Source organism: Streptomyces sp. LZ34, from assembly GCF_053890475.1.
Genome location: NZ_CM132680.1, coordinates 2,048,145 through 2,066,927, shown reverse-complemented (window position 1 = coordinate 2,066,927; position 18,783 = coordinate 2,048,145). Strand labels below are relative to the sequence as shown.

Here is an 18,783-nt window from a genome sequence, read left to right as displayed (position 1 = left end):
GTCGTGGCCATCCTGGTCTGTGCCGTCCCCACCATCATCTTCCTGCGCGCCGCCCGCCGCGACGGCCGTGTGCTCCGCCGGGGCGGCAGGGGTGGAGACAGCCCTGGCCGGCACGGGGACACCGGCCCACGATGGAGACACAGGCAGAGCACCGTCGGCTCGCCGACAGCGACAGCGACACAGGCACCGAAACCGTCGCCCGGCGCCACGGTCCATCCGACGTTCCATCCCCATCCGGGGCATCACGTGCAGGAGTCTCCATGTCCACCCAAGAAACCGCGAAGAGCCGCGTCGCCATCGTCACGGGCGGTTCCCGTGGCATCGGCCGCGAGACGGTGAGCCGGCTGGCCGCCGATGGATACGCCGTCGTGGTCGGGTACGCGGGCAACCGTGATCTGGCCGAGGCCGCCGTCAAAGAGATCACCGCCGTCGGCGGCAGGGCGGTCGCCGTCCGGGCCGACGTCGCCGACGAGCAGCAGGTGGCCGCGCTCTTCGACACCGCGGAGGCCGAGTACGGCGGAGTCGACGTCGTCGTCCACGCGGCCGGCCGCATGTACCTGGCCCCGGTCGCCGACCTGGACCTGGCGCAGCTGGACGCGGTGCACCGCACCAACATCCGCGGCACCTTCGTCATCGCCCAGCAGTCCGCCCGGAGGATCCGCGGTGGCGGGGCGATCGTCACCTTCTCCACCTCCGTGGTGGGCCTGGCCTTCCCGGGCTACGGCGCCTACAGCGCCAGCAAGGGCGCTGTCGAGGCGCTCACGATGGTCCTCGCGCGCGAGCTGCGTGGCCGGGACGTCACGGTCAACACCGTCGCCCCCGGCCCCACCGCCACCGACCTGTTCCTCGAGGGCAAGGACGAGGAGACCGTCGCCCGGCTGGCCGCCCAGCCCCCGCTGGAGCGCCTCGGCACCCCCGCCGACATCGCAAACGTCGTCGCCTTCCTCGCCTCACCGGCCGGCCACTGGGTCAACGGCCAGGTCGTCCGTGCCAACGGCGGCATCGTCTGACGGCCCTCCGAAGGCGGACGCCCCGGGTCCAGCCCCGGCCCCAGGCCAGGGCTCGGCCCGGGAGGGACTCGGACTCGCCGCCGGGGAGGCGGCTCAGCAGCAGGGGCCGGGTGCGTGCTCCTCCCGGTGCCACCAATAGCGCTCCCGGGCCGGGCCCTGCGGCACGTCCTCGGCCCTCGGCGTAGCCCTCGACGCGGCCTTCGACGCGGCCGTCCTCGCGGCGGAGGCGTCGCGAGCCGCTCCCGGCCCCTCGGCCACCAGGTCGTCCACCGTGTGCACCACGCCACCGAGCACCACCTGCCGCACCGCCGCGGCCGCCGTGATGTCACTCAGCGGGTTGCCCTCCACCAGCACCAGGTCGGCGAGCTTCCCCGGCTCGACCGTGCCCAGGTGGGCGCTCATGCCCAGCGCCCGCGCGCCCGTCACGGTGGCGGAGCGCAGCGCCTGGTACGGGCTGGCGCCGTGGCGCACCATGGTCTGCATATTCAGGTGGTAGTAGACGGCCGGGGGCACCAGTGGGCTGTCGGTGCCGATCCCCACCTGCGCCCCCCTCTCCAGCAGCCCGCGCAGTGTCGCCCCGTGCCGGGCGGCGAAGGCAAGCTGGTCGGTCGGCTCGTTCTGCTGCGCGTCGGCCACGCCCTTACGGAAGTCCTCGTACTCCGCCTCCATCGTCAGCGATGTCAGCCGTCGGTCGCCGACCGCCCACTGGGCGTACCGGTACAGCGCGGCGCGGGTGGCGGACAGACCCGCGCCGGACAGTCCCAGCGTCGGGGTGAAGACCATGCCGGAAGCGATCAGCGGCTCGGTGACATCCTGGTAGGTGTGGCCGAGGTGGGTCTCCTTCTGGCGGCGGCCGTAGCGGCTGGTGCCGCCGATGTGTTCGACGCCGTCGGCGCCGAAGCCGAGCGGGCCGAACAGGTAGTGGGAGGTAAGGGGCAGGCCGAGGCGGTGGATCGCTCGTACGGCGGCGCGCTGCAGTGCGTACGGCAGCCGCACATAGGCCTTGAGCAGGTCGTGGCCGAGCGCCGCGGCTTTGGCCACCTCCCGCGCCAGCTCCTCCTCGTTCGTTATGGGGCGGCCGACGGCGTAGAAGGAACGGGAGCCCTCGAGCGCGTTACCGGCCGCGAAGAGGCGTGGCCCGATGCGGCGTCCGGAGTCGATGGCCTCCTTGACCTCGACCGATTCGTAGTGCGGGCCGCCCGGGGAGCGCAGCGTGGTGATGCCGAACGACAGCCATAGCTTCGTGGTCTCGGTCAGCAGCCAGGGCGCGTGCTCGTGGAGGGCGATCAGGCCGGGCAGCGCGGTCAGACCGCGGGCGTCGACGATGCGATCCCCGCCGACGGAGCCGCGCTCCACGACCCGCTCGATGCGGTTGTCCTTGATGACGATGTCCACGTCGTGCCGCAAGGTCTCGCCCGTGCCGTCCCAGAGCGCCCCCACCTGCACGACGGTGCGGCCGGACTGCTTGGCCTGGCGCCAGGTCAGCTCGGTCGGGACCGTGGTCGCGCGGCCCGTGCGGGCGTCGGCGAGACGCAGCCGGCCGTTGGAGAGGTAGAGCAGGGAACGCGAGTCGGCGCTCCAGCTGGGGCAGTCGGCGGTCTCGCCGTTCAACTTGCGGGCGGGGCCGGTCGGTCGGCCGGCGGAGTCGAGGGCGCTGAGGTGCACGGTGCCGCCGACGATGTACGCGGTGTACTGACCGTCGGGTGAGTAGACGGGCCCGGCGTCCATGGTGTTCGCAAGGGACTTTCCCGGCACCGGCTCGTCGTAGTGGGTCTCTCCACTGTCGAGGTCGATGGTCAGGACGCGGTTGGAGCCTTCGCGGTAGCGGGGCGTGGCGGGCACCAGCGCGGCGCACGACAGCTTGGTGCCGTCGGCGGAGAAGGCGGGTCTGCCGCCCCAGGTCACGGTGCGTACGGCACCGGAGGCGACATCGACGGTCTGCAGGATGCTGGACCAGAAGGAGAAGGCGACGGTTGCGCCGTCGGGGCTGAAGACGGGCCAGGTCAACTGGCCCTGAAGGTCGGTCAGCCGGCGGTCCTCGCCGCTGTCGAGATCGTGGAGCCACAGGTTGGTCGTGCGGCCGCCACCCCGGTCGCTGACATACACCAGGGTGGACCCGTCGGGGTGCCAGGCAGGGCCGCTGTTGATGTTCCCGTCGGACACCACGGCCTTGGGCGTGGAACCGATGCGGCCGACCCAGATGTCGCCGAGCGCGGCGAAGGCGATCCGGCTGCCGTCGGGTGACAGACATGGGCTGACGATGCCTTTGACCTCGCGCGGCGCGGTGGAGTCGAAGTCCCGTGCGGAGGGCCGCTCCGGGACGCGCGGCACGGTGAGGTGGACGGTGAAGGGGATGTCGTCCACCGATCCAGCGGTGACCGACCGTCGGCGGATCTTCCCGTCGGCCGTGTAGAACACCTCGCCGTCGGAGGGCCAGCGCGCGGCGAACGGGAAGACCTCCTCACGGTCGGCGGAAACGACCTTCCCGTCGACGACGAGGCCGGCGGCCGACGAGGTGAGGTGGACATACGCCAGCTTCGTGCCGTCGGGGGACAGGGACGGCCCCGCCACCCGCCCCTCGGTGACGGTGACGAGCGTGGTGCGCTTGCCGTCGGCGTCGACCTGGACGACGGTCTGCGGGGCGTCGCCCTTGCCGCTGGTGAAGACGATGGCGTTTCCGTCGGGATGCCAGAAGGGCTGCGCCTCCTGGACCGTGGCGTCCGTGCCGGAGGTCCAGCGCTTGCTCTTGCCGGTGTCGAGGTCGAGGACGTGAATGGCGTAGTGCCCGTCCGTCTCGGCCGCGTAGGCGATCCGGCCGCCGTCCGGGGAGAAGCGAGGCTCGCGGTGGTCGATGTCACCCTCGGTGAGCCGCCGGGCCTTGGTGCCGTCCGCGCGGGCGAGCCAGAGGTGGAAGTTGCCGTCGGCGTAGGACTGGTAGACCAGATGGCGGCCGTCGGGCGAGAAGTCGGGCTCGCTCGCCTCCTGGTCGATGTCGGTCAGCCTGGTGGCCTCGCCGCCCTGCGCCGGGAGGGTCCACAGCAGGTTGAGCAGGTCCATGACGACGGTGCGGCCGTCGGGGGAGAGGGCGGCGGACGCGTTGGTGGCCTGGCTGACGGTGATCTGCCGGGTGTCGTCCTCCGCCTTACCCGGTGCCGCGGATGCCTCGGTGGCGAGGTCGGCCAAGGGGCCGCCCAGCCACAGGGCACCGGCCCCGACGGCCGCCTTGCCGCTCTGCTGGATGAGTGATCTGCGTGATAATTCCAACGTCCTGTCCCCCTGCTCGAATATCGGCTCGGCCGATCCAAAGCGCGCCGGAGCGCGCGAAAAGGACCTGCGGCAGCAGGGTGACACGGGGGCCTAAAACCGGTCTGAATTCACTGCCCTTCGGATGCACCTCTTCGCCGCCGGCCGGCCAGGCGCCGACCGAGTCGGCCGAACGCGCCGGGACGGTTCCACGCCCGGAACTCCTCGGCCCAGCGGATGCTCGTACGCTCCAGACAGCTCTCGACGGAGGCGATATGCGCGTCGGGCAGCGTCCGCACCACCGGACGGAGCACCGAGTCCAGCAGCGCCGTCCGCGTCTCCTGCCAGGCGCCACCCGCCTGGGGATGTGAGCTCCACGCGGTGAAGCACTCGGCCACATAAGAGGGATCGGCGTGGAGCCGGTCACGCACCCGCTCGGACCGCGCGGCCCGGCCGTAGGCTGCGACGAGGCCCGGGTCCCCGCTGTGGATCAGTGCGTACAGCTCGCCGTCCGGGGCGTCCTCGGACAGCACACGGTCCGCGAGCGCTCCGAAGGCATGCTCGAGAACCGTGGGTTCGACCGGCTCCGCCGTGGCCCGGAGGGACAGCGCCCGCTCGGCCCAGCCGGGCTCGGCGCGACGGCTCCGGAGATCGCGGGCGAACTCCAGGAGCAGCAGCGACGCACGGTCACGCGCTGTCAGATCCTCGGAGAAACAGCGCAGGAGGTCATGGGCGAGATCGGGTACGTCCGCATCGTCCGCGGGTCCTTCGAGCGCGGCCTTGAGCAGGCTGGACGAGGTGCCGGCCGTGCGGTGGGCGTCGGATCCGATGTCGCCGAGCATCAGCCGGGCCTCTCGGGCGGTCGGCGTGCCGTCCTCCCATACCAGCCGGACCGCGGTACGCAGGACGAGCGGCTCGGCGAACACCGAGACGCCGCCGGAGCGCAACACGGCGTTCAGCGCGGTGGCGCGGTCGCCTCCGCCCCTCGTCACCCGCGGCGCCTCGGCACACATGCGCAGATGGGGCAGGGCTTGGCTCTCCGCGAACCGCAGCGGAACCCGGGCCAGCAGCCGGGCCGCCGCGGGCGGATCGCCCGCGGCCAGGGTGTCCAGCCTGCCGAGCAGCGCGGTCCGCAACGCGAAGTGCTCCTCCAACGCCAGACCAACGGCGGGGGTGTGTGCCGACTCCGGGTCGGCCAGCAGCGCATGGGCGAGCCGATATGCCACCTCCGGCAGCAGATCCGAGCAGTCCACGCCGAGCAGATCGGCGATACGCAGCAGCTCCAAGGGGCGTGCGGCGCCCTGTTCGGGGTCCGCCACGCCGGCGCGCAGATCGGCCGCGAGTTCGCCCGCCAGGCGCAGCCGGACCTCCTCGGTGAGCGCGTCGGGCCGCAGGGCTTCGAGCCCCGGGCCGGCCGCGGGCGCACGGACGGCTTCGGTCAGCACCAGCGCGGCGAGCGGTGTGCTGACGGAGGTCGGCACCCTGCCGTCCAGGCAGGTGAACAGCCCCGTCAGGGCCGCCTTTTCGGCCTCGGACCGGTCTCCGACCGGCGCACACAGCGCCGTCAGCAGCCGGTGCAGCCGCTCGTCCCCCAAGGCCTCCGGGTGGTGGCGTGTCCAGTCCGCGGCCTCGGCGCGGCCGGTGGTGCCGAGGTCGAGCCCCGCGCACAGCGCGGCGACGGCGAGCGTCCCGGGGGCGAACGGGCCTCCCGGGAGCGCGTCGGCCTCCTTGAACAACTCGGGGGCACCGCCCAGCCAGATGCCCGCGGCCGCCTCGGCCCAGGCGTCCGACACCGGCTCCCCGGTCTTCCGGCCGGCCACGTCGTACACACGGTAGCGGTGGCCGTGGTCGGTCAGCTCTCGGCCGTCTTCCGGCCGTACGCCGATGACCTGCTGCCGGGAGAGCTCCGGCCGCGGCGTACAGGTGGTGAACGTCAGCTCGTGGGCGAGGTCACGCGGCAACGCGGTGCACGCCAGGGCGATCCACCGGGCCACATCGGCGCTGTCCCGCTCGAGGAGGATGATCTGTGGCGCGGACTCGTCCTCGCTCAGCCCGCGCAGATCGGCGAAGAAGCGCGCGAGCCACGGCGCCCGGGAGCCCGCGAAAGCGACCAGGCCGTCCCGGCCCAGGCGTCCGGAGGCGGTCAGCGCCTCCAGGGGCTCGAGCACCCCGCCCTCGGGCGCGCGAGCCGCCCACTGCGGGGAACCCCACGCGGTGATGGGCAGTGCGCCGCCCGGAAGCGAGGCTCCCGTGGGCAGAAACACGGCATGGCCGTGGAAGCTGCCCCAGCGGCCGCTGGAGTCGGCTCCCGCGTAGACCGTACGGGCCAGCAGCCCGCTGCCGTCGGAGAGCCGACTGTAACTGAACGCCTCGGGGAACGAGGCGCGTTCGGAGTCGGAGGGACGCGGGGGCGCGTCAGGCGGCGGCTCGTATCCGATGAGCTGCTCGACCTCCCCGAGCAGCGACGGTGGCACCGCGGGACTGACCGCGGTGAACCGCAATCCGGATCCGTCGGGCCCCGGCGGTGCCGAGGCGTAATGCAACTGCGCCAGGTTCATAGTCCGGGCCTCCACGGCTCCAGCACCACCGCCCGCTCCCCTGCTCACCGTCGACTGTGAGCAAGGATTATCACAGCAGACCCACCGCTCCGGTGGCGGACTCCCCAGGTTCGCCCGCGGTGGCGGCGGCGGACCGCTGGGACCGGGGCGGAACCGGTCCCAGCGGGTCTTCTAGCCGGCCTGGATGTCAGCGAGAAGCTTCTTCGCCTGGTCCAGCTTCGGCCCATAGGTCACGGGATCGGTGGCATTGAGTGAGGTGAAGATGTCCACGGCCTCCTGCGCCCGCGCGAGGGCCTGATCCCGCTGGCCGGACTGGCGCAGATACGGAATCGTCGGCCACAACAGCCAGTCACCCAGCCCCCTACGGTACTTGAGGTTCTCGGCGGCAAGCCGGCGGAGCAGATCGGTCGCCTGGACGGCGCGCTGCGCGCCCTGGGCGTGGTCGGGCTTGCCCCACAGGGCCTGTGCCAGATTGACGAGCACCCAGGCCTTCTTGTAGACGAGCTCGTCGGAGTCGGGCTGCTCCTGGATCAGCGCGTCGTACAGCCCCAGCGCCTCCTGCTCCCGGGCGATCGCCTCGTCGTAGCGGCGCGTGCCCAACAGATAGGTGCCCGCGGGGAACACCAGCCACGACGCGAGCCCCGCCCGGTAGGAGGGTTTCCTGGCGGTGAGCCGGCGGAGCAGGTCGGTCGCCTCGATGGCCCGCTGGACACCCTGGGCGTGGTCGGGCTTCGCCCACAGGGCCTGTGCCAGATTGACCAGCGTCACGGCTTTCTTGTACGCCAGCTCGTCGGAGTCGGGCTGCTCCCGGGTCAACGCGTCGTACAGGCCCAGCGCCTCCTGCATACGTGTGACGGCCTCGTCGTAGCGACCGGCGGCCAACAGATAGCTGCCCACGGGGAACACCAGCCACGACGCGAGCGTCGCGCGATAGTCGGGGTCCTGCGCCACGACCTCACGGGTGATGGAGAGTCCGTCGGCCGCCCGGGCGATGGCCTCGTCGCGCAGCGGGCCCGGGAGGTTCCACAGGGTCTGCGCCCTCGCCATCAGGGCCCGCGCATCCGCGATACGGGCCGACGTGCTTGGCGTGGCCGTGTCGTAGAAGGAGGTCAGGAGTTTCTGCACCTCACCGATCTCGCTGCCGAAGTCGACCCGGTAGAGCGATACGCTCCCCGCCGTCAGCGGCACCGCGGCGAGCTCGGCGTACGACCACCAGGGCTGTCCGAGCCGCAACGGCGCCGTCCACGTGGGCTGTTGAGGATCCCGGTAGATGGTCTGCACGCGGCTGTCCCGGCCCTGCCAGAAGAGGTTGAGCCGCCGGTCCCCGGTCACCGCCGGGACGATCGTGTAGGGCTGGCCCCATGTGGTGAGGTGCTGCGGGGTGATCTCGGCCGGCGCGCTCCAGCCTCCGTCGTAGTGGATGTTCCACATGGCCCCGAACTTGCCCTGCCAGACCACGTCGGCCTTTCCGTCGCCGGTGCCCGCGGCGTGAATGGTCGACGGAAAGTCGGTTCCGGGGAACTCGGCGATCTGCGCGGGTGCGCTCCAGGCGGGGGTGGTCGCATGGGAGTCGTAGGTGACGCTGTGGACCGTGTGCTCGTTCATGGTCCACAGCGCCATCACCACCCCGGGCGACGGACAGGCCACTGTGAGGTCCGAGCCCAGTGGCACGGCGCCCGCCGGGGTGGCCGGCTGTGGCGCGCCCCACGCTCCCTTGGCGTCCTGGAACGCGGCCATCAGCGTGAGGGTCCCGTTGTCGCGCCACACCACGACGACCGAGCCAGGTGTGGCGGCGGCCTCGGCATACGAGATGTCGGTGGAGTCGCCGCTCACCTTGACCGGGGCGGCCAGCCAACCGGTGGGCTGCCGGGGGTCGGTGCGCGTGGCGTAGATGGCGCCGTCCTTGCCCTGCCACAGGACCGTGACCAGGCCCGGCCCTGAAGACAGCGCGCGAGGCTTGGGGTCCTCCCGCACCGCGTTCTCCGCGCTGATGGCCACCGACGGCTTCCAGGCCGGTGCGGTCGCGGTGGAGTCGTAGGAGGTGGCGCGCAGCTGTACCTTCTTCGGATCCCGCCACACCAGCACGGTGCGTCCCGGCCGGTCCGACGCGGCGGTCACGGCTGCCATGGTGTCCGGCACCTCGACCGGCATCCAGGGGGACCATCCCGGAGTGCGCGGGTCCTTGGCCCAGTAGGCCACGGTGTCGTGGAAGGCCATGAGTTTGGCCAGACCGACCCTGACCCGCATGTCGGCGCGGAGCTGGTCGGCGTAGTAGGCCCGGGCGTCGTCGTACTCGGCCTGCCCTCCCGGACGCCACCCGGTGTCGTCGTGCCCCGTGTCGAAGCCGGTGATGCGGTCCACGCACTGGTAGCCCACGAAGTAGCTTCCGGCGGGGTCCACACCGCCGCCTGTGTGCGGTTCGATGGCCTGGTCGGCGTGGAGGAACACCCAGTCGAGCCGCGCCGCGTGCCGGGCCAGCTCCTCGCGGGCCAGCCTGTCCTCGCGGTACTGCGGATTGAGCCCGGCGATCACGCCGAACCGAACGGTCAGCGCATAGACATACGCGATGTACGCCAGCCGGTGGTCGAAGACGCTTTCGGACGAGTTGGGATCCGGCCGGTAGAAGAAGGAGTCGCCTTCCAGCAGCGTATTCGCCGCGAGCCGGGAGTTGTTGTCCGCGTTGGACCGCAGCAGCGGGTCCTTGCGCCCGCCGGCGACCCAGCTGTTGAGCTCGTCCGTGGCCGTGCGGGCCCGTCCGCGCAGGCCGTCCAGGTCGCGCTGTAGCCCCAGGACATACGCCTGCTGCTCGACCCTGACCGCCTGCTTGACGGCTTCGAGCACCTCGTCGAACCGCCCCTGGAGGGCGACGAAGTCCTGGTGCAGCACGTCCAGTTTGGCCAGGATCTCCTCTTCGGGAGTGGGGTCCTCCCTGCCGAGGCTGACGAACGCGCAGATGCCTTGGTATGCCTCGTACGCCTTCTTGCCGGCTTCGTAGATCGCCAGCGCGGTGAGGACGGGCGTGGGCGTGGTCATATCCGGTTGATCCCCCCGTTGGCCTGTGCCCGTAGCGGGCACGCCTGCCACTGGTCATCCGCGCGCTGGTCGGGGCGGCGTAGACCAGTCCTTTCAGTTAAGTAAACCCCAAACCCGGGTCGTGTGTGGTGATTAACCGCAAACAGTCCTCAAGCCCTCAACGGTGCCTAATGCCCCCATGTGGCGAGACGGACCGGCTCCCGCCGGAGACCTTGACGTGTCTCGGGCGTGATGCATTGATGGGAGCGCTCCCAATTCTTTGACCGCGTCAGCCGTCAGGCGCTCACTTCTTGGAGTCGCGATGAGACGAAAGAGTTCCCTGGCCGTCCTGCTGGCGGTACTGGCCGGCCTCCTCGGGATCGTGGGCCTCGGCCCGGCCGCCCAAGCCGCCGCCCAGGCCGCCGAGTCGCGCGCCCCGCTGGCCACCGGCCTCCACATCAGCGACGGCCGTCTGCTGGAGGGCAACGGCAACGACTTCATCATGCGCGGCGTCAACCACGCCCACACGTGGTACCCGGGCGAGACCCAGTCGCTTGCCGACATCAAGGCACTGGGCGCCAACACCGTCCGCGTCGTCCTCTCCAACGGCCACCGCTGGACCAAGAACAGCCCCGAGGACGTGGCCGCCATCGTCGCCCAGTGCAAGGCCAACCGGCTCATCTGCGTACTGGAGGTGCACGACACCACGGGCTACGGCGAGGAGTCCGCGGCCGCCTCGCTCGACCAGGCCGCCGACTACTGGATCGGCCTCAAGAGCGTGCTCACCGGCGAAGAGAACTACATCGTCATCAACATCGGCAATGAGCCCTGGGGCAACACCAACCCCGCCGGCTGGACCGATCCCACCGTCGCCGCCGTCAAGAAGCTGCGCAACGCCGGGTTCCAGCACACGATCATGGTCGACGCCCCCAACTGGGGCCAGGACTGGCAGGGCGTCATGCGCGACAACGCGCAGACCGTCTACAAGGCCGACTCCACCGGCAATCTGATCTTCTCGATCCACATGTACAGCGTCTACGACACGGCACAGGAGATCACCGACTATCTGAACGCCTTCGTCAGCGCCCGTCTGCCCATCCTCATCGGTGAGTTCGGCGGACCCCCCGACCAGTACGGCGACCCTGACGAGAACACCATGATGGCCACCGCCCAGCAGCTGAAGCTCGGCTATCTGGCCTGGTCCTGGAGCGGGAACACCGATCCCATCCTGGACATGACCACCGACTTCGACCCCAACAAGCTCACCGATTGGGGCAAGCGCGTCTTCAACGGCGCCAACGGCATCGCCCAGACCTCCCGCGAGGCCACCGTCTACAGCGGTGGCTCCGGCGGCGACACCCAGGCCCCGACCACCCCCGGCACCCCGACCGCCTCGGCCGTGACGGCCACCTCCGCCACGCTGACCTGGCCCGCCGCCACCGACAACGTCGGTGTCGCCGCCTATGACATCGTCCGCGTCAGCGGCGGCACCGAGACGAGGGTCGCCACATCGACCGGCACCGGCGCCACCATCACCGGCCTGTCCGCCGCCACCTCCTACACCTTCGCCGTCTACGCCCGGGACGCGGCCGGCAACCGCTCGGCCCGCTCGGCGACGGTCGGGGTCACCACCGAGGCGGGCGGCGGCTCCGGGGCCGGCTGCTCGGTCGGCTACCGCGTCGTGGGCGACTGGGGCAGCGGCTTCCAGGGCGAGATCTCCATCCGCAACACCGGCACCGCCGCCATCAACGGCTGGAATCTGGGGTTCTCCTTCGCCAACGGCCAGACCATCACCAACATGTGGGGCGGCACACCCCAGCAGACGGGCGCCGCGGTGACCGTCACCCCCGCCGCCTACACCTCCACCATCCCCGCCGGCGGCTCGGTCACCCTCGGCTTCACCGCCAACAAGGGCGGCACCAACTCCGCGCCGACCGCCTTCACCCTCAGCGGCAGCGCCTGCGCCACCGGCTAGGCCCTGTCTCCCCGGTCTCTGTGGATCAGCCCGCGGCGTCTGGCGCGTGCGATCGCAAGGCGGAGGGTCGCCCTCGTAGTGGGCCTACTCGGGCGAGCCCGACAACGCAGCGAGCGTGCGTGCCAGGCGTCGCGGGCCCGCAGAGATCGGGGAGACAGGGCCTAGCGCTCGGGCCCAGGAGTGAGGGTGTCCGCTCGCACCCGCTCGATCGCCCCGTCCGGGAAGCGGATCTCCACGGATCCGTCCGGCGCCATACCGGCCCGGGCGCCGGAGCGCACGGTGTGGATGTCGCGGCACCGGGCCGGGTCGGCCGTGAGGAGGACCAGCGTCACCAGCAACCGGGTGCCGCCGGGGTGCCGGTCCAGGGTGAGCAGGGGGGTTGCCGAGTAGCGGCCGTAGGCGTTGTGGTCCCGCGCCTGCGCCACCGTTCCGCGGGGCAGCCCGTCCTCGCTCTCCCATCCGAGCAGGCCCACGAGCGCGGTGGTCAGGCCGTCGCGGCGCCGGGCCAGTGCCCAGCCGGGGCCGGTGTCCGCGGCGGGTGGGGCGGTGTCGCAGGCCACGGCCCAGCCGCCTTCGCGCACGGCGGTGCCGGGCGGGGCCTGGACATGGTGCACCCGCACCTCCCAGGGTCCGTGCACGAGGCCGGCCGTGGCGATGCGTGAGGCGGAGTGCGAGGGCCCCTCGCCCTCCGGGCCGAGCGGGGTGTGCCACGAGGCGGCGCGACGGCCTTCGGCGTACAGCGGGTGGATGCGGCCCCGGCGGGAGGGGCCCGAGGGGTGCAGCAGCGCGATGTGGTTGTCGGGGCCGGGCGGTTCGTCGCCGGGCGGGGTTTCCGGCGCGGTGGCGGTGGAGTAGGCGAGCCGGGTGTAGTGCGGGCTGTCCTGTGGGGCGGCGGGCGGGGGCGGCAGCCGGTCGCTGCCGTGGTTGACCAGGCGTACGATCCCGTCGGCCGCGGTGGAGTGCAGCAGCCAGCCCGGGGCGGGCAGGGCCAGGCAGTGGTCGGCGGTCTCCACGGGGCCGGGCTCCTCGGTCGCCGTCCACACCGGGTGGTCGGCGGGGAGCAGCAGGCCGAGGAAGGCCTTGCTCGCCCAGTAGGGGGAGGCGGGTCCGGAGTAGGGCTGGGTGGCCGGGCGGAAGGGGCGGTACCAGCCCAGGCTCAGCAGTCCGTTCGGGTCGGGGATGCCGTGGTCGGCGAAGTGTTTCAGGGCGCCGGAGGCCAGCCGGCGGGTACGGCCGGGCGGCAGCGGGGTGGCGTCGGTGAGGGCGCCCGCCCACAGGGGCGCGGTGGTGGCATAGCGGTAGGTGAGGGAGCGGCCCTGGTGGACGGGTGCGCCGTCGGAGCCGAAGAAGTACTGGTGGGTGTCGAGGAAGGTGTGCAGGCGGGCCCGGTGTTCGGCGACCAGGGCGGGGTCGGCGCGGGGCCCGGCGATGCGCGCCCACAGGACGGGGTACAGATGCAGGGCCCAGGCGTTGTAGTAGTCGAATTTCTGTCCGTCGCCGTCCGTGTACCAGCCGTGGCCCCGGTACCAGTCGTCCAGGCGTGCCAGGCCCGCGTCGATCTCGGCGCGGCTGTGGGGTGCGTCGACCGAGGCGAGGAATTCTTCGGTGATGACCTGGAAGAGACGCCAGTTGGAGTCGTTGGCGGTGGCCCCCACGAAACCGCCGAGCCATGCGGCGGCCCGTTGGCGTACGGGGTCGGGCAGTCGGTCCCAGAGCCACGGGCGCGTCTCGTGCAGGGCGATCGCGATGGACGCGGCCTCCACCATGGGCTGGGCGCGGTCGGCGATGGGGGGCCACCGCTCCGGGTGGCGGGGGTCGGTGCCGGTGGCGAGGCCGGTGGCGTAGCGCTCGATGAGGGCCTGGACAACTGCGCTGTTGGTGCTGCCGGGGGTGTCGGTTCCGCCGGCGCCGGCGATGCGGAAGGCGGCGAGCAGGAAGGAGCGGGCGTAGCCCTCGAGCCCGTCCGACCATGCGCCGGCGTAGCCGGCCGGGCCGGGGAGCCGGTACTGGGCCAGGCCGGGCGAGGCGTACGGGACGAGTGCGGTCAGCAGGCGGTCGGCGGTGGCCTCCCAGTGGGCACGGGTGTATCCCGTGTACGGCGACCGGATGGGGTCTGGGGGCGGCAGGTGGTTGGTGTCGACCGAGAGATGCGGCGCGGTCATGCCGGGTCGGGTCCTCCGTGTGTCACTGTGCGCGTGCGGACGAGGGCGGGCTCACGCTGTCGCGTACGACGATGTGGGTGCCGAGCACATGCTGGGTCTCGGCGGTCTCTTCGGGATCGCGCAGGGCCAGGCGTACCGCGGCCCGCCCCAGTTCCTCGGCGGGGGTACGGACGGTGGTGAGCGGGGGGTTGAAGTCCTGGGCGAGGGGGATGTCGTTGTAGCCGACGAGGGAGATGTCGTCGGGGACGCGCAGACCCGCTTCGGCGATGGCGCGCAGGGCGCCCGCGGCGACCATGTCGTCCCCGGCGAATACCGCGGTGAACTGCGGTGCCTCCTTGAGGAGTTCGGCCATCGCGCGATGTCCTGCCGCGCGGCCCAGGCCGCAGTCGACGATGTGCGCGGACTCGGCCGGCAGGCCGTGTGCGGCGAGCGCGGCACGGTAGCCGGAAACGCGGGCGTCCAGGGCCGTGTTGCCGGGCAGTCCGCCCAGGAACACGATCCGCCGGTGTCCCGTCGAGATCAGGTGGCTGGTGATGGCCTTGGCGCCGGCCTCGTTGTCGAAGACGACGACCAGCGCAGGCAGGTCGGGGTCGGGTGAGGGACGGCCGCACAGCACCAGGCGGGAGCCGGCCGCGTCCAGGGCGTGGGCATAGTGGGCCACACGTTCCCGGTAGGCGTCGTCCTCGACGACGCCGCCCGCCAGGATGACCACGCCGGCGCCCTCCTCCCGCATGAGCTGTACGAACTCCATCTCCCGCTGCGGGTCGCCGCCGGTGCTGCCGACCAGGCACAGCCGGCCGTGGGCCGTCGCCTCCGCTTCGACGCCCTCGGCGACCATGGCGTAGAACGGATTGGTGACCTGGCGCAGGACGACGGCGACCATCGTGCGGCCGCCGCCGACCAGGGCGCGGGCATGGGCGTTGGCGACGTAGTCCAGCGCCCGCGCGGCACGGAGCACTCGGGCGCGGGTGGCCGGCGGCACGGGGTGGTGTCCGCTCAGCGCGCGGGAGACGGTGGCCGCGGATACGCCCGCCCGCTCCGCCACCTCGCGGATCGTGACCCGCCCCCTTGCCGCCATGCCGTTCCCTCATTTCCTCGCGCAACGTGGTCGTCGGTGCCGTCTCAGCTGTTGGCGGCGTGGTCCTTGGCGAACTCCTCGGCCATCCGGTCGCCACCGCGGGAGCGCCACGTCTTGACGGCGGCCTCGTACTCGGACATCGGGGAACGCCCGGCGATGACCGCGGTGATGGTGTCGTCCATCAGGGCCCTGAGGGTGGTGCCCTGCGCGGTGAACGTGCGGGACTGCAGCCCGTACGACGCGTTGCGGATGGCGACCGGGACGACCTTCTGCTGCCAGTCGTGCAGCGCGCGCACGGCCTCCGGCCTGCCCGGCACGAAGAGCACCTGGGGTCCCTCGGCCAGATATCTGAAGGGGAGGTTGTTGACGTTCTCCACCTGACCCAGCTTGCTGGTCTTCGGCGCGCCGTCCTTGTCCCGGGTGAAGTGCACGCCCTCCAGGCCGTAGTGCATCAGCTCCCATTCCTTGGTGCCGAACGGGGCGGCCAGGTAGTCGAGGAGGCGCAGCAGCAGTTCGATGCGTTCCTTCTTGGCCTTCTTCAGGATGGTGTACCCGAAGGAGCGGCGGGCGGCGACGAGGCCGCCGGGGGTGCCGTCCACGCTGTAGGGCAGGGCGGGTGCGGGGGTGAGCAGGCCCTTGGAGTCGGGGTAGAGGGTCTGGTAGGAGCCGAAGCCGTTCTGCATCGAGCCGGCGGTGCCGTTGAGGAACAGGGTGTTCAGGTCCACCGCTGACAGCGAGGTGGCGTCGGGGTGGTAGGAGCCGTTCTTGCGGAGCTGTGCCTGGTAGGCGATCGCCGCCTGGTAGCGCTCGTCGGTGTAGTTCGGGTGGAAGGTGCCCTTCTTGTCGACGGCCCAGCCCTGCGGGGCGTTGTGGGCGGCGGAGTGCACCCCGTTGCCGAACAGGGAGCCGGTGGTCGCGCCCAGCGCGTAGGTCTTGCCGTGGGTGGCCTTCTTGGCCACGTCGGCGAAGTCCTGGGAGGTCCAGCCCTGTTTCATGCCGGCGTCGGTGAACATGCCCTGGTTGATCCACAGTGTGGAGCCGGGCAGTGGGCGTTCGAGAGGGATGCCGTAGAGGCGGCCGCCGATGCGGCCCATGTCGCGCCAGGCGTGGGTGGGGATGCCCGCCAGGTTGGGGTAGTCGTTGACGGCCTCGCCCGACAGGAACGGCGTCAGGTCCTCGGCCCTGCGCTGCACGAACTGCGCCTCACGGGGCAGGACGAACCCGGAGAACATGTTGATGATGTCCGGCAGCGACTCGGGGTCGCGGGCCATCACCGTGGCCATCTTCTTCTGGTAGTCGGCCTGCGAGATGATGGTGAACTCGATCTTGACGCCGAGGGCCTTCTCGACGGCCCGCCAGTACTGGTTCTGCCCGCGTCCCTTCGGCGGTGTGCCGAAGGTGACGGACATGACCTTGACCGTGGAGCCGTCGCCCGGGGTGCGCGCGACCGACGTGGCCAGGTCGGAGGGGTAGGAGGTGTAGCCGGCCTGGACGCCCGACTCGGTGGGGGCGAGGTCGGGCTTGGCGCCCGAGGCCGCCTGGTAGGCGGGCCACGCGGCGAGCTTCTTGCCCGCGTTGGAGACGTCGCCGTCGTCCGAACCGGTGGAGCACGCGGTCAGCAGACCGGGGACGCACACCGCGGCGCCACCGGTGGCCATGGAACGCAGCAGAGTGCGTCGGGACATGCTGGGCATGGGCGAGTGACCTTTCTGGGTTGCGGCTCTTGCTGGTGGTTCTCAGCTCTTGATGGCGCCGGTGAGCACGCCCTTGGTGAAGTACTTCTGAAGGAAGGGGTAGACGAGCAGGATCGGCACGGTGGCGATCACCAGAATCGCCATCTGGATCGTCTGCGGTGCGTTCACCGTGGCCTCGCCGGTGGTGGTGTCCGTGAGCCCGGAGCCGGTCACGACATAGGTGCGCAGCACCTGCTGGAGCGGCCAGTGGTCGCTCTCGAGGTAGAGCGAGGCGTAGAACCAGGAGTTCCAGTAGGCCACGGCGTAGAACAGGCCGACGACGGCCAGCGCGGCCTTCGACAGGGGCAGCACGACCGACCACAGGACGCGCAGGTCTCCGGCGCCGTCCAGGCGGGCCGCCTCGTACAGCTCCTCGGGGATGGCCTGGAAGAAGCCGCGCAGGACGACCAGGTTGAACACGCTGATCAGCACCGGGAGGATCAGCGAGGCGTAGGAGTCGAGCAGCCCGAGTTCCTTGACGAGCAGGAAGTTCGGGATCATGCCGGGCGGGAAGAGGAAGGTGAACAGGACGAGCAGGAGTACGGGCCTGCCGCCGAACACGCCCGGGCGGGACAGGGCGTAGGCGAGGGTGACCGTGCAGACGAGGCTGAGCAGTGTGCCGACGACGGTGACGCCCGCGCTGACGCCGAGCGCATGGGTGACGATGCCGCCGTCGAGGATGTCCCGGTAGGCCTTGAGGGTCGGGTTCTCGGGCCACAGCACCCAGCCGCCGCCCGCCACCACCTCGCGCTGGGAGGCGAGCGAGGTCGACAGGATCACGAGGAACGGCACACAGACCAGCAGCACGACCACGACGAGGGCGACCGCCTTGGCGGCCTGAGTGACGGGCTTGGGCTTCTCCATCCAGCCGGGCCGTACCTGGGCGCTCACCTGTAGACCCCCTGTTCACCGAGCCGGTGGGCGACCTTGTTGGCCGCGTACACGAGCAGGGCGCCGACCAGGCCCTTGAACAGGCCCGCGGCCGCCGCGAATCCGTAGTCGCCGCCGACGATGCCCTGGTAGTAGACGAAGGTGTCGATGATCTCGGCGGCCTGTGGGCCGACCGCGTCGCGCTGGAGCAGCATCTGCTCGAAGCCGACGGAGAGGATGTCGCCCAGCCGCATGATGAGCAGCAGCACGATCACCGGGCGGATCGCGGGCAGCGTGATGTGCCAGAAGCGCCGCCAGGGCCCCGCCCCGTCGATCGCGGCGGCCTCGTACTGCTGCTCGTCGACCTGCGACAGCGCGGCCAGGAAGATGATGGTGCCCCAGCCGGCGTCCTTCCAGATCACCTGCGCCACCACCAGCGGCTTGAAGGCGTCCGGGTTGCCGATGATGTCCACGGTGTGCAGACCCGCGTCGCCGAGGTAGCCGTTCAGCATGCCCGTGTCCCCCAGGACCTGCTGGAACAGGGCGACGACTATCACCCACGAGATGAAGTGCGGCAGATACACCACCGACTGCACGAAGCGGCGCACGGTGGACCAGGTGAGGCTGTGCAGCAGCAGCGCGAGGGCGAGCGGGACGGGGAAGTAGAACACCAGCTGGAGGACCGCGATCCAGACGGTGTTCAGCACCGCGTCCCAGAAAGCGCCGTCTTCCAGCATCCGCTGGAAGTTGCCGAGACCGGTCCAGGGGCTGCCCCAGATGCCGTCGAAGGGCACGTACTCCTTGAAGGCGATGACGTTGCCGACCAGCGCGCCGTAGTGGAACACCAGGAAGTACGCGAGCCCGGGCACCATCAGCAGGAACAGCGTCCGGCTGCGGCGTCTTTGAAAACCTTTTCGCTTGATTGAAGCGCCTGACGGGTGACGGGAGGGGCGGCTCACCGTCGATTTCCCAGGGCGCTCGCGTAGCAACGCTGCCACGGAGCCTCCTCGGCTGTGGGTATGGAGTGAGGGGAAGTTAAAACGTTTTCAGCGTGGGGTCAACACCTCTGACACATCTCTGGTTCCATGGCTGACGCCGCGCCTTGACGCTCGTGCCGGGCGCTGCCAGACTCGCGGCCACAC

10 protein-coding genes are annotated in these 18,783 nt (G+C 71.2%); 2 read left to right on the top strand and 8 right to left on the bottom strand.

The window, feature by feature from the left end:
* The first annotated feature begins 260 nt into the window (after nt 1-260).
* Nucleotides 261-1,010 carry an SDR family oxidoreductase gene (locus tag ACWY4P_RS07285; protein ID WP_456209312.1) on the top strand — a complete coding sequence of 250 codons (750 nt, stop codon included), beginning with the start codon at nt 261-263 and terminating at the stop codon, nt 1,008-1,010.
* A gap of 93 nt (nt 1,011-1,103) precedes the next feature.
* Here ACWY4P_RS07285 and ACWY4P_RS07280 read toward each other — a convergent pair whose 3' ends face one another.
* The 3 genes from ACWY4P_RS07280 to ACWY4P_RS07270 form a co-directional block, all read right to left on the bottom strand.
* Nucleotides 1,104-4,274, bottom strand: a complete 3,171-nt coding sequence (locus ACWY4P_RS07280; protein WP_456209311.1) for an amidohydrolase family protein — start codon at nt 4,272-4,274, stop codon at nt 1,104-1,106.
* Between the two features lie 110 nt (nt 4,275-4,384).
* Nucleotides 4,385-6,826: a GTPase-associated protein 1-related protein gene (locus ACWY4P_RS07275; RefSeq protein ID WP_456209310.1), complete on the bottom strand. Its 2,442-nt coding sequence runs from the start codon at nt 6,824-6,826 to the stop codon at nt 4,385-4,387.
* 156 nt (nt 6,827-6,982) lie between these two features.
* Nucleotides 6,983-9,844: a tetratricopeptide repeat protein gene (locus ACWY4P_RS07270; protein WP_456209309.1), complete on the bottom strand. Its 2,862-nt coding sequence runs from the start codon at nt 9,842-9,844 to the stop codon at nt 6,983-6,985.
* 301 nt (nt 9,845-10,145) lie between these two features.
* On the opposite strand from ACWY4P_RS07270, the gene ACWY4P_RS07265 reads away from it, so the two are divergent.
* Nucleotides 10,146-11,798: a cellulase family glycosylhydrolase gene (locus ACWY4P_RS07265; protein ID WP_456209308.1), complete on the top strand. Its 1,653-nt coding sequence runs from the start codon at nt 10,146-10,148 to the stop codon at nt 11,796-11,798.
* 161 nt (nt 11,799-11,959) lie between these two features.
* Here ACWY4P_RS07265 and ACWY4P_RS07260 read toward each other — a convergent pair whose 3' ends face one another.
* From ACWY4P_RS07260 to ACWY4P_RS07240, 5 genes are read right to left on the bottom strand one after another with little or no spacing between them, the layout of a single operon-like run.
* Nucleotides 11,960-13,960, bottom strand: coding sequence for a DUF2264 domain-containing protein (locus ACWY4P_RS07260; protein WP_456209307.1), 2,001 nt, complete (start codon nt 13,958-13,960; stop codon nt 11,960-11,962).
* Nucleotides 13,961-13,982: 22 nt separating this feature from the next.
* A complete protein-coding gene (locus ACWY4P_RS07255) occupies nt 13,983-15,038 on the bottom strand; it encodes a LacI family DNA-binding transcriptional regulator (RefSeq protein WP_456209306.1) in 1,056 nt (351 codons plus the stop codon).
* A gap of 44 nt (nt 15,039-15,082) precedes the next feature.
* Nucleotides 15,083-16,732 (bottom strand): extracellular solute-binding protein, encoded by a 1,650-nt coding sequence (locus ACWY4P_RS07250; RefSeq protein WP_456209305.1) that lies wholly within the window; start codon nt 16,730-16,732, stop codon nt 15,083-15,085.
* Between the two features lie 42 nt (nt 16,733-16,774).
* Entirely contained in the window at nt 16,775-17,662 is an 888-nt protein-coding gene (locus tag ACWY4P_RS07245) for a carbohydrate ABC transporter permease (protein WP_456209304.1), read from the bottom strand.
* The gene (locus ACWY4P_RS07240) at nt 17,659-18,513 is read right to left on the bottom strand and encodes an ABC transporter permease (protein ID WP_456209303.1); all 855 of its coding nucleotides are present in this window, start codon (nt 18,511-18,513) and stop codon (nt 17,659-17,661) included. Before ACWY4P_RS07240 ends, ACWY4P_RS07245 begins: the two co-directional genes overlap by 4 nt.
* Between the last annotated feature and the right edge of the window lie 270 nt (nt 18,514-18,783).

Coding starts and splice junctions, on each gene's coding strand:
- ACWY4P_RS07260 (WP_456209307.1), bottom strand. CDS start 13,960: ATGACCGCGCCGCATCTCTCGGTCGACACCAACCACCTGCCGCCCCCA.
- ACWY4P_RS07255 (WP_456209306.1), bottom strand. CDS start 15,038: ATGGCGGCAAGGGGGCGGGTCACGATCCGCGAGGTGGCGGAGCGGGCG.
- ACWY4P_RS07285 (WP_456209312.1), top strand. CDS start 261: ATGTCCACCCAAGAAACCGCGAAGAGCCGCGTCGCCATCGTCACGGGC.
- ACWY4P_RS07240 (WP_456209303.1), bottom strand. CDS start 18,513: ATGGTGCCCGGGCTCGCGTACTTCCTGGTGTTCCACTACGGCGCGCTG.
- ACWY4P_RS07265 (WP_456209308.1), top strand. CDS start 10,146: ATGAGACGAAAGAGTTCCCTGGCCGTCCTGCTGGCGGTACTGGCCGGC.
- ACWY4P_RS07250 (WP_456209305.1), bottom strand. CDS start 16,732: ATGCCCAGCATGTCCCGACGCACTCTGCTGCGTTCCATGGCCACCGGT.
- ACWY4P_RS07270 (WP_456209309.1), bottom strand. CDS start 9,844: ATGACCACGCCCACGCCCGTCCTCACCGCGCTGGCGATCTACGAAGCC.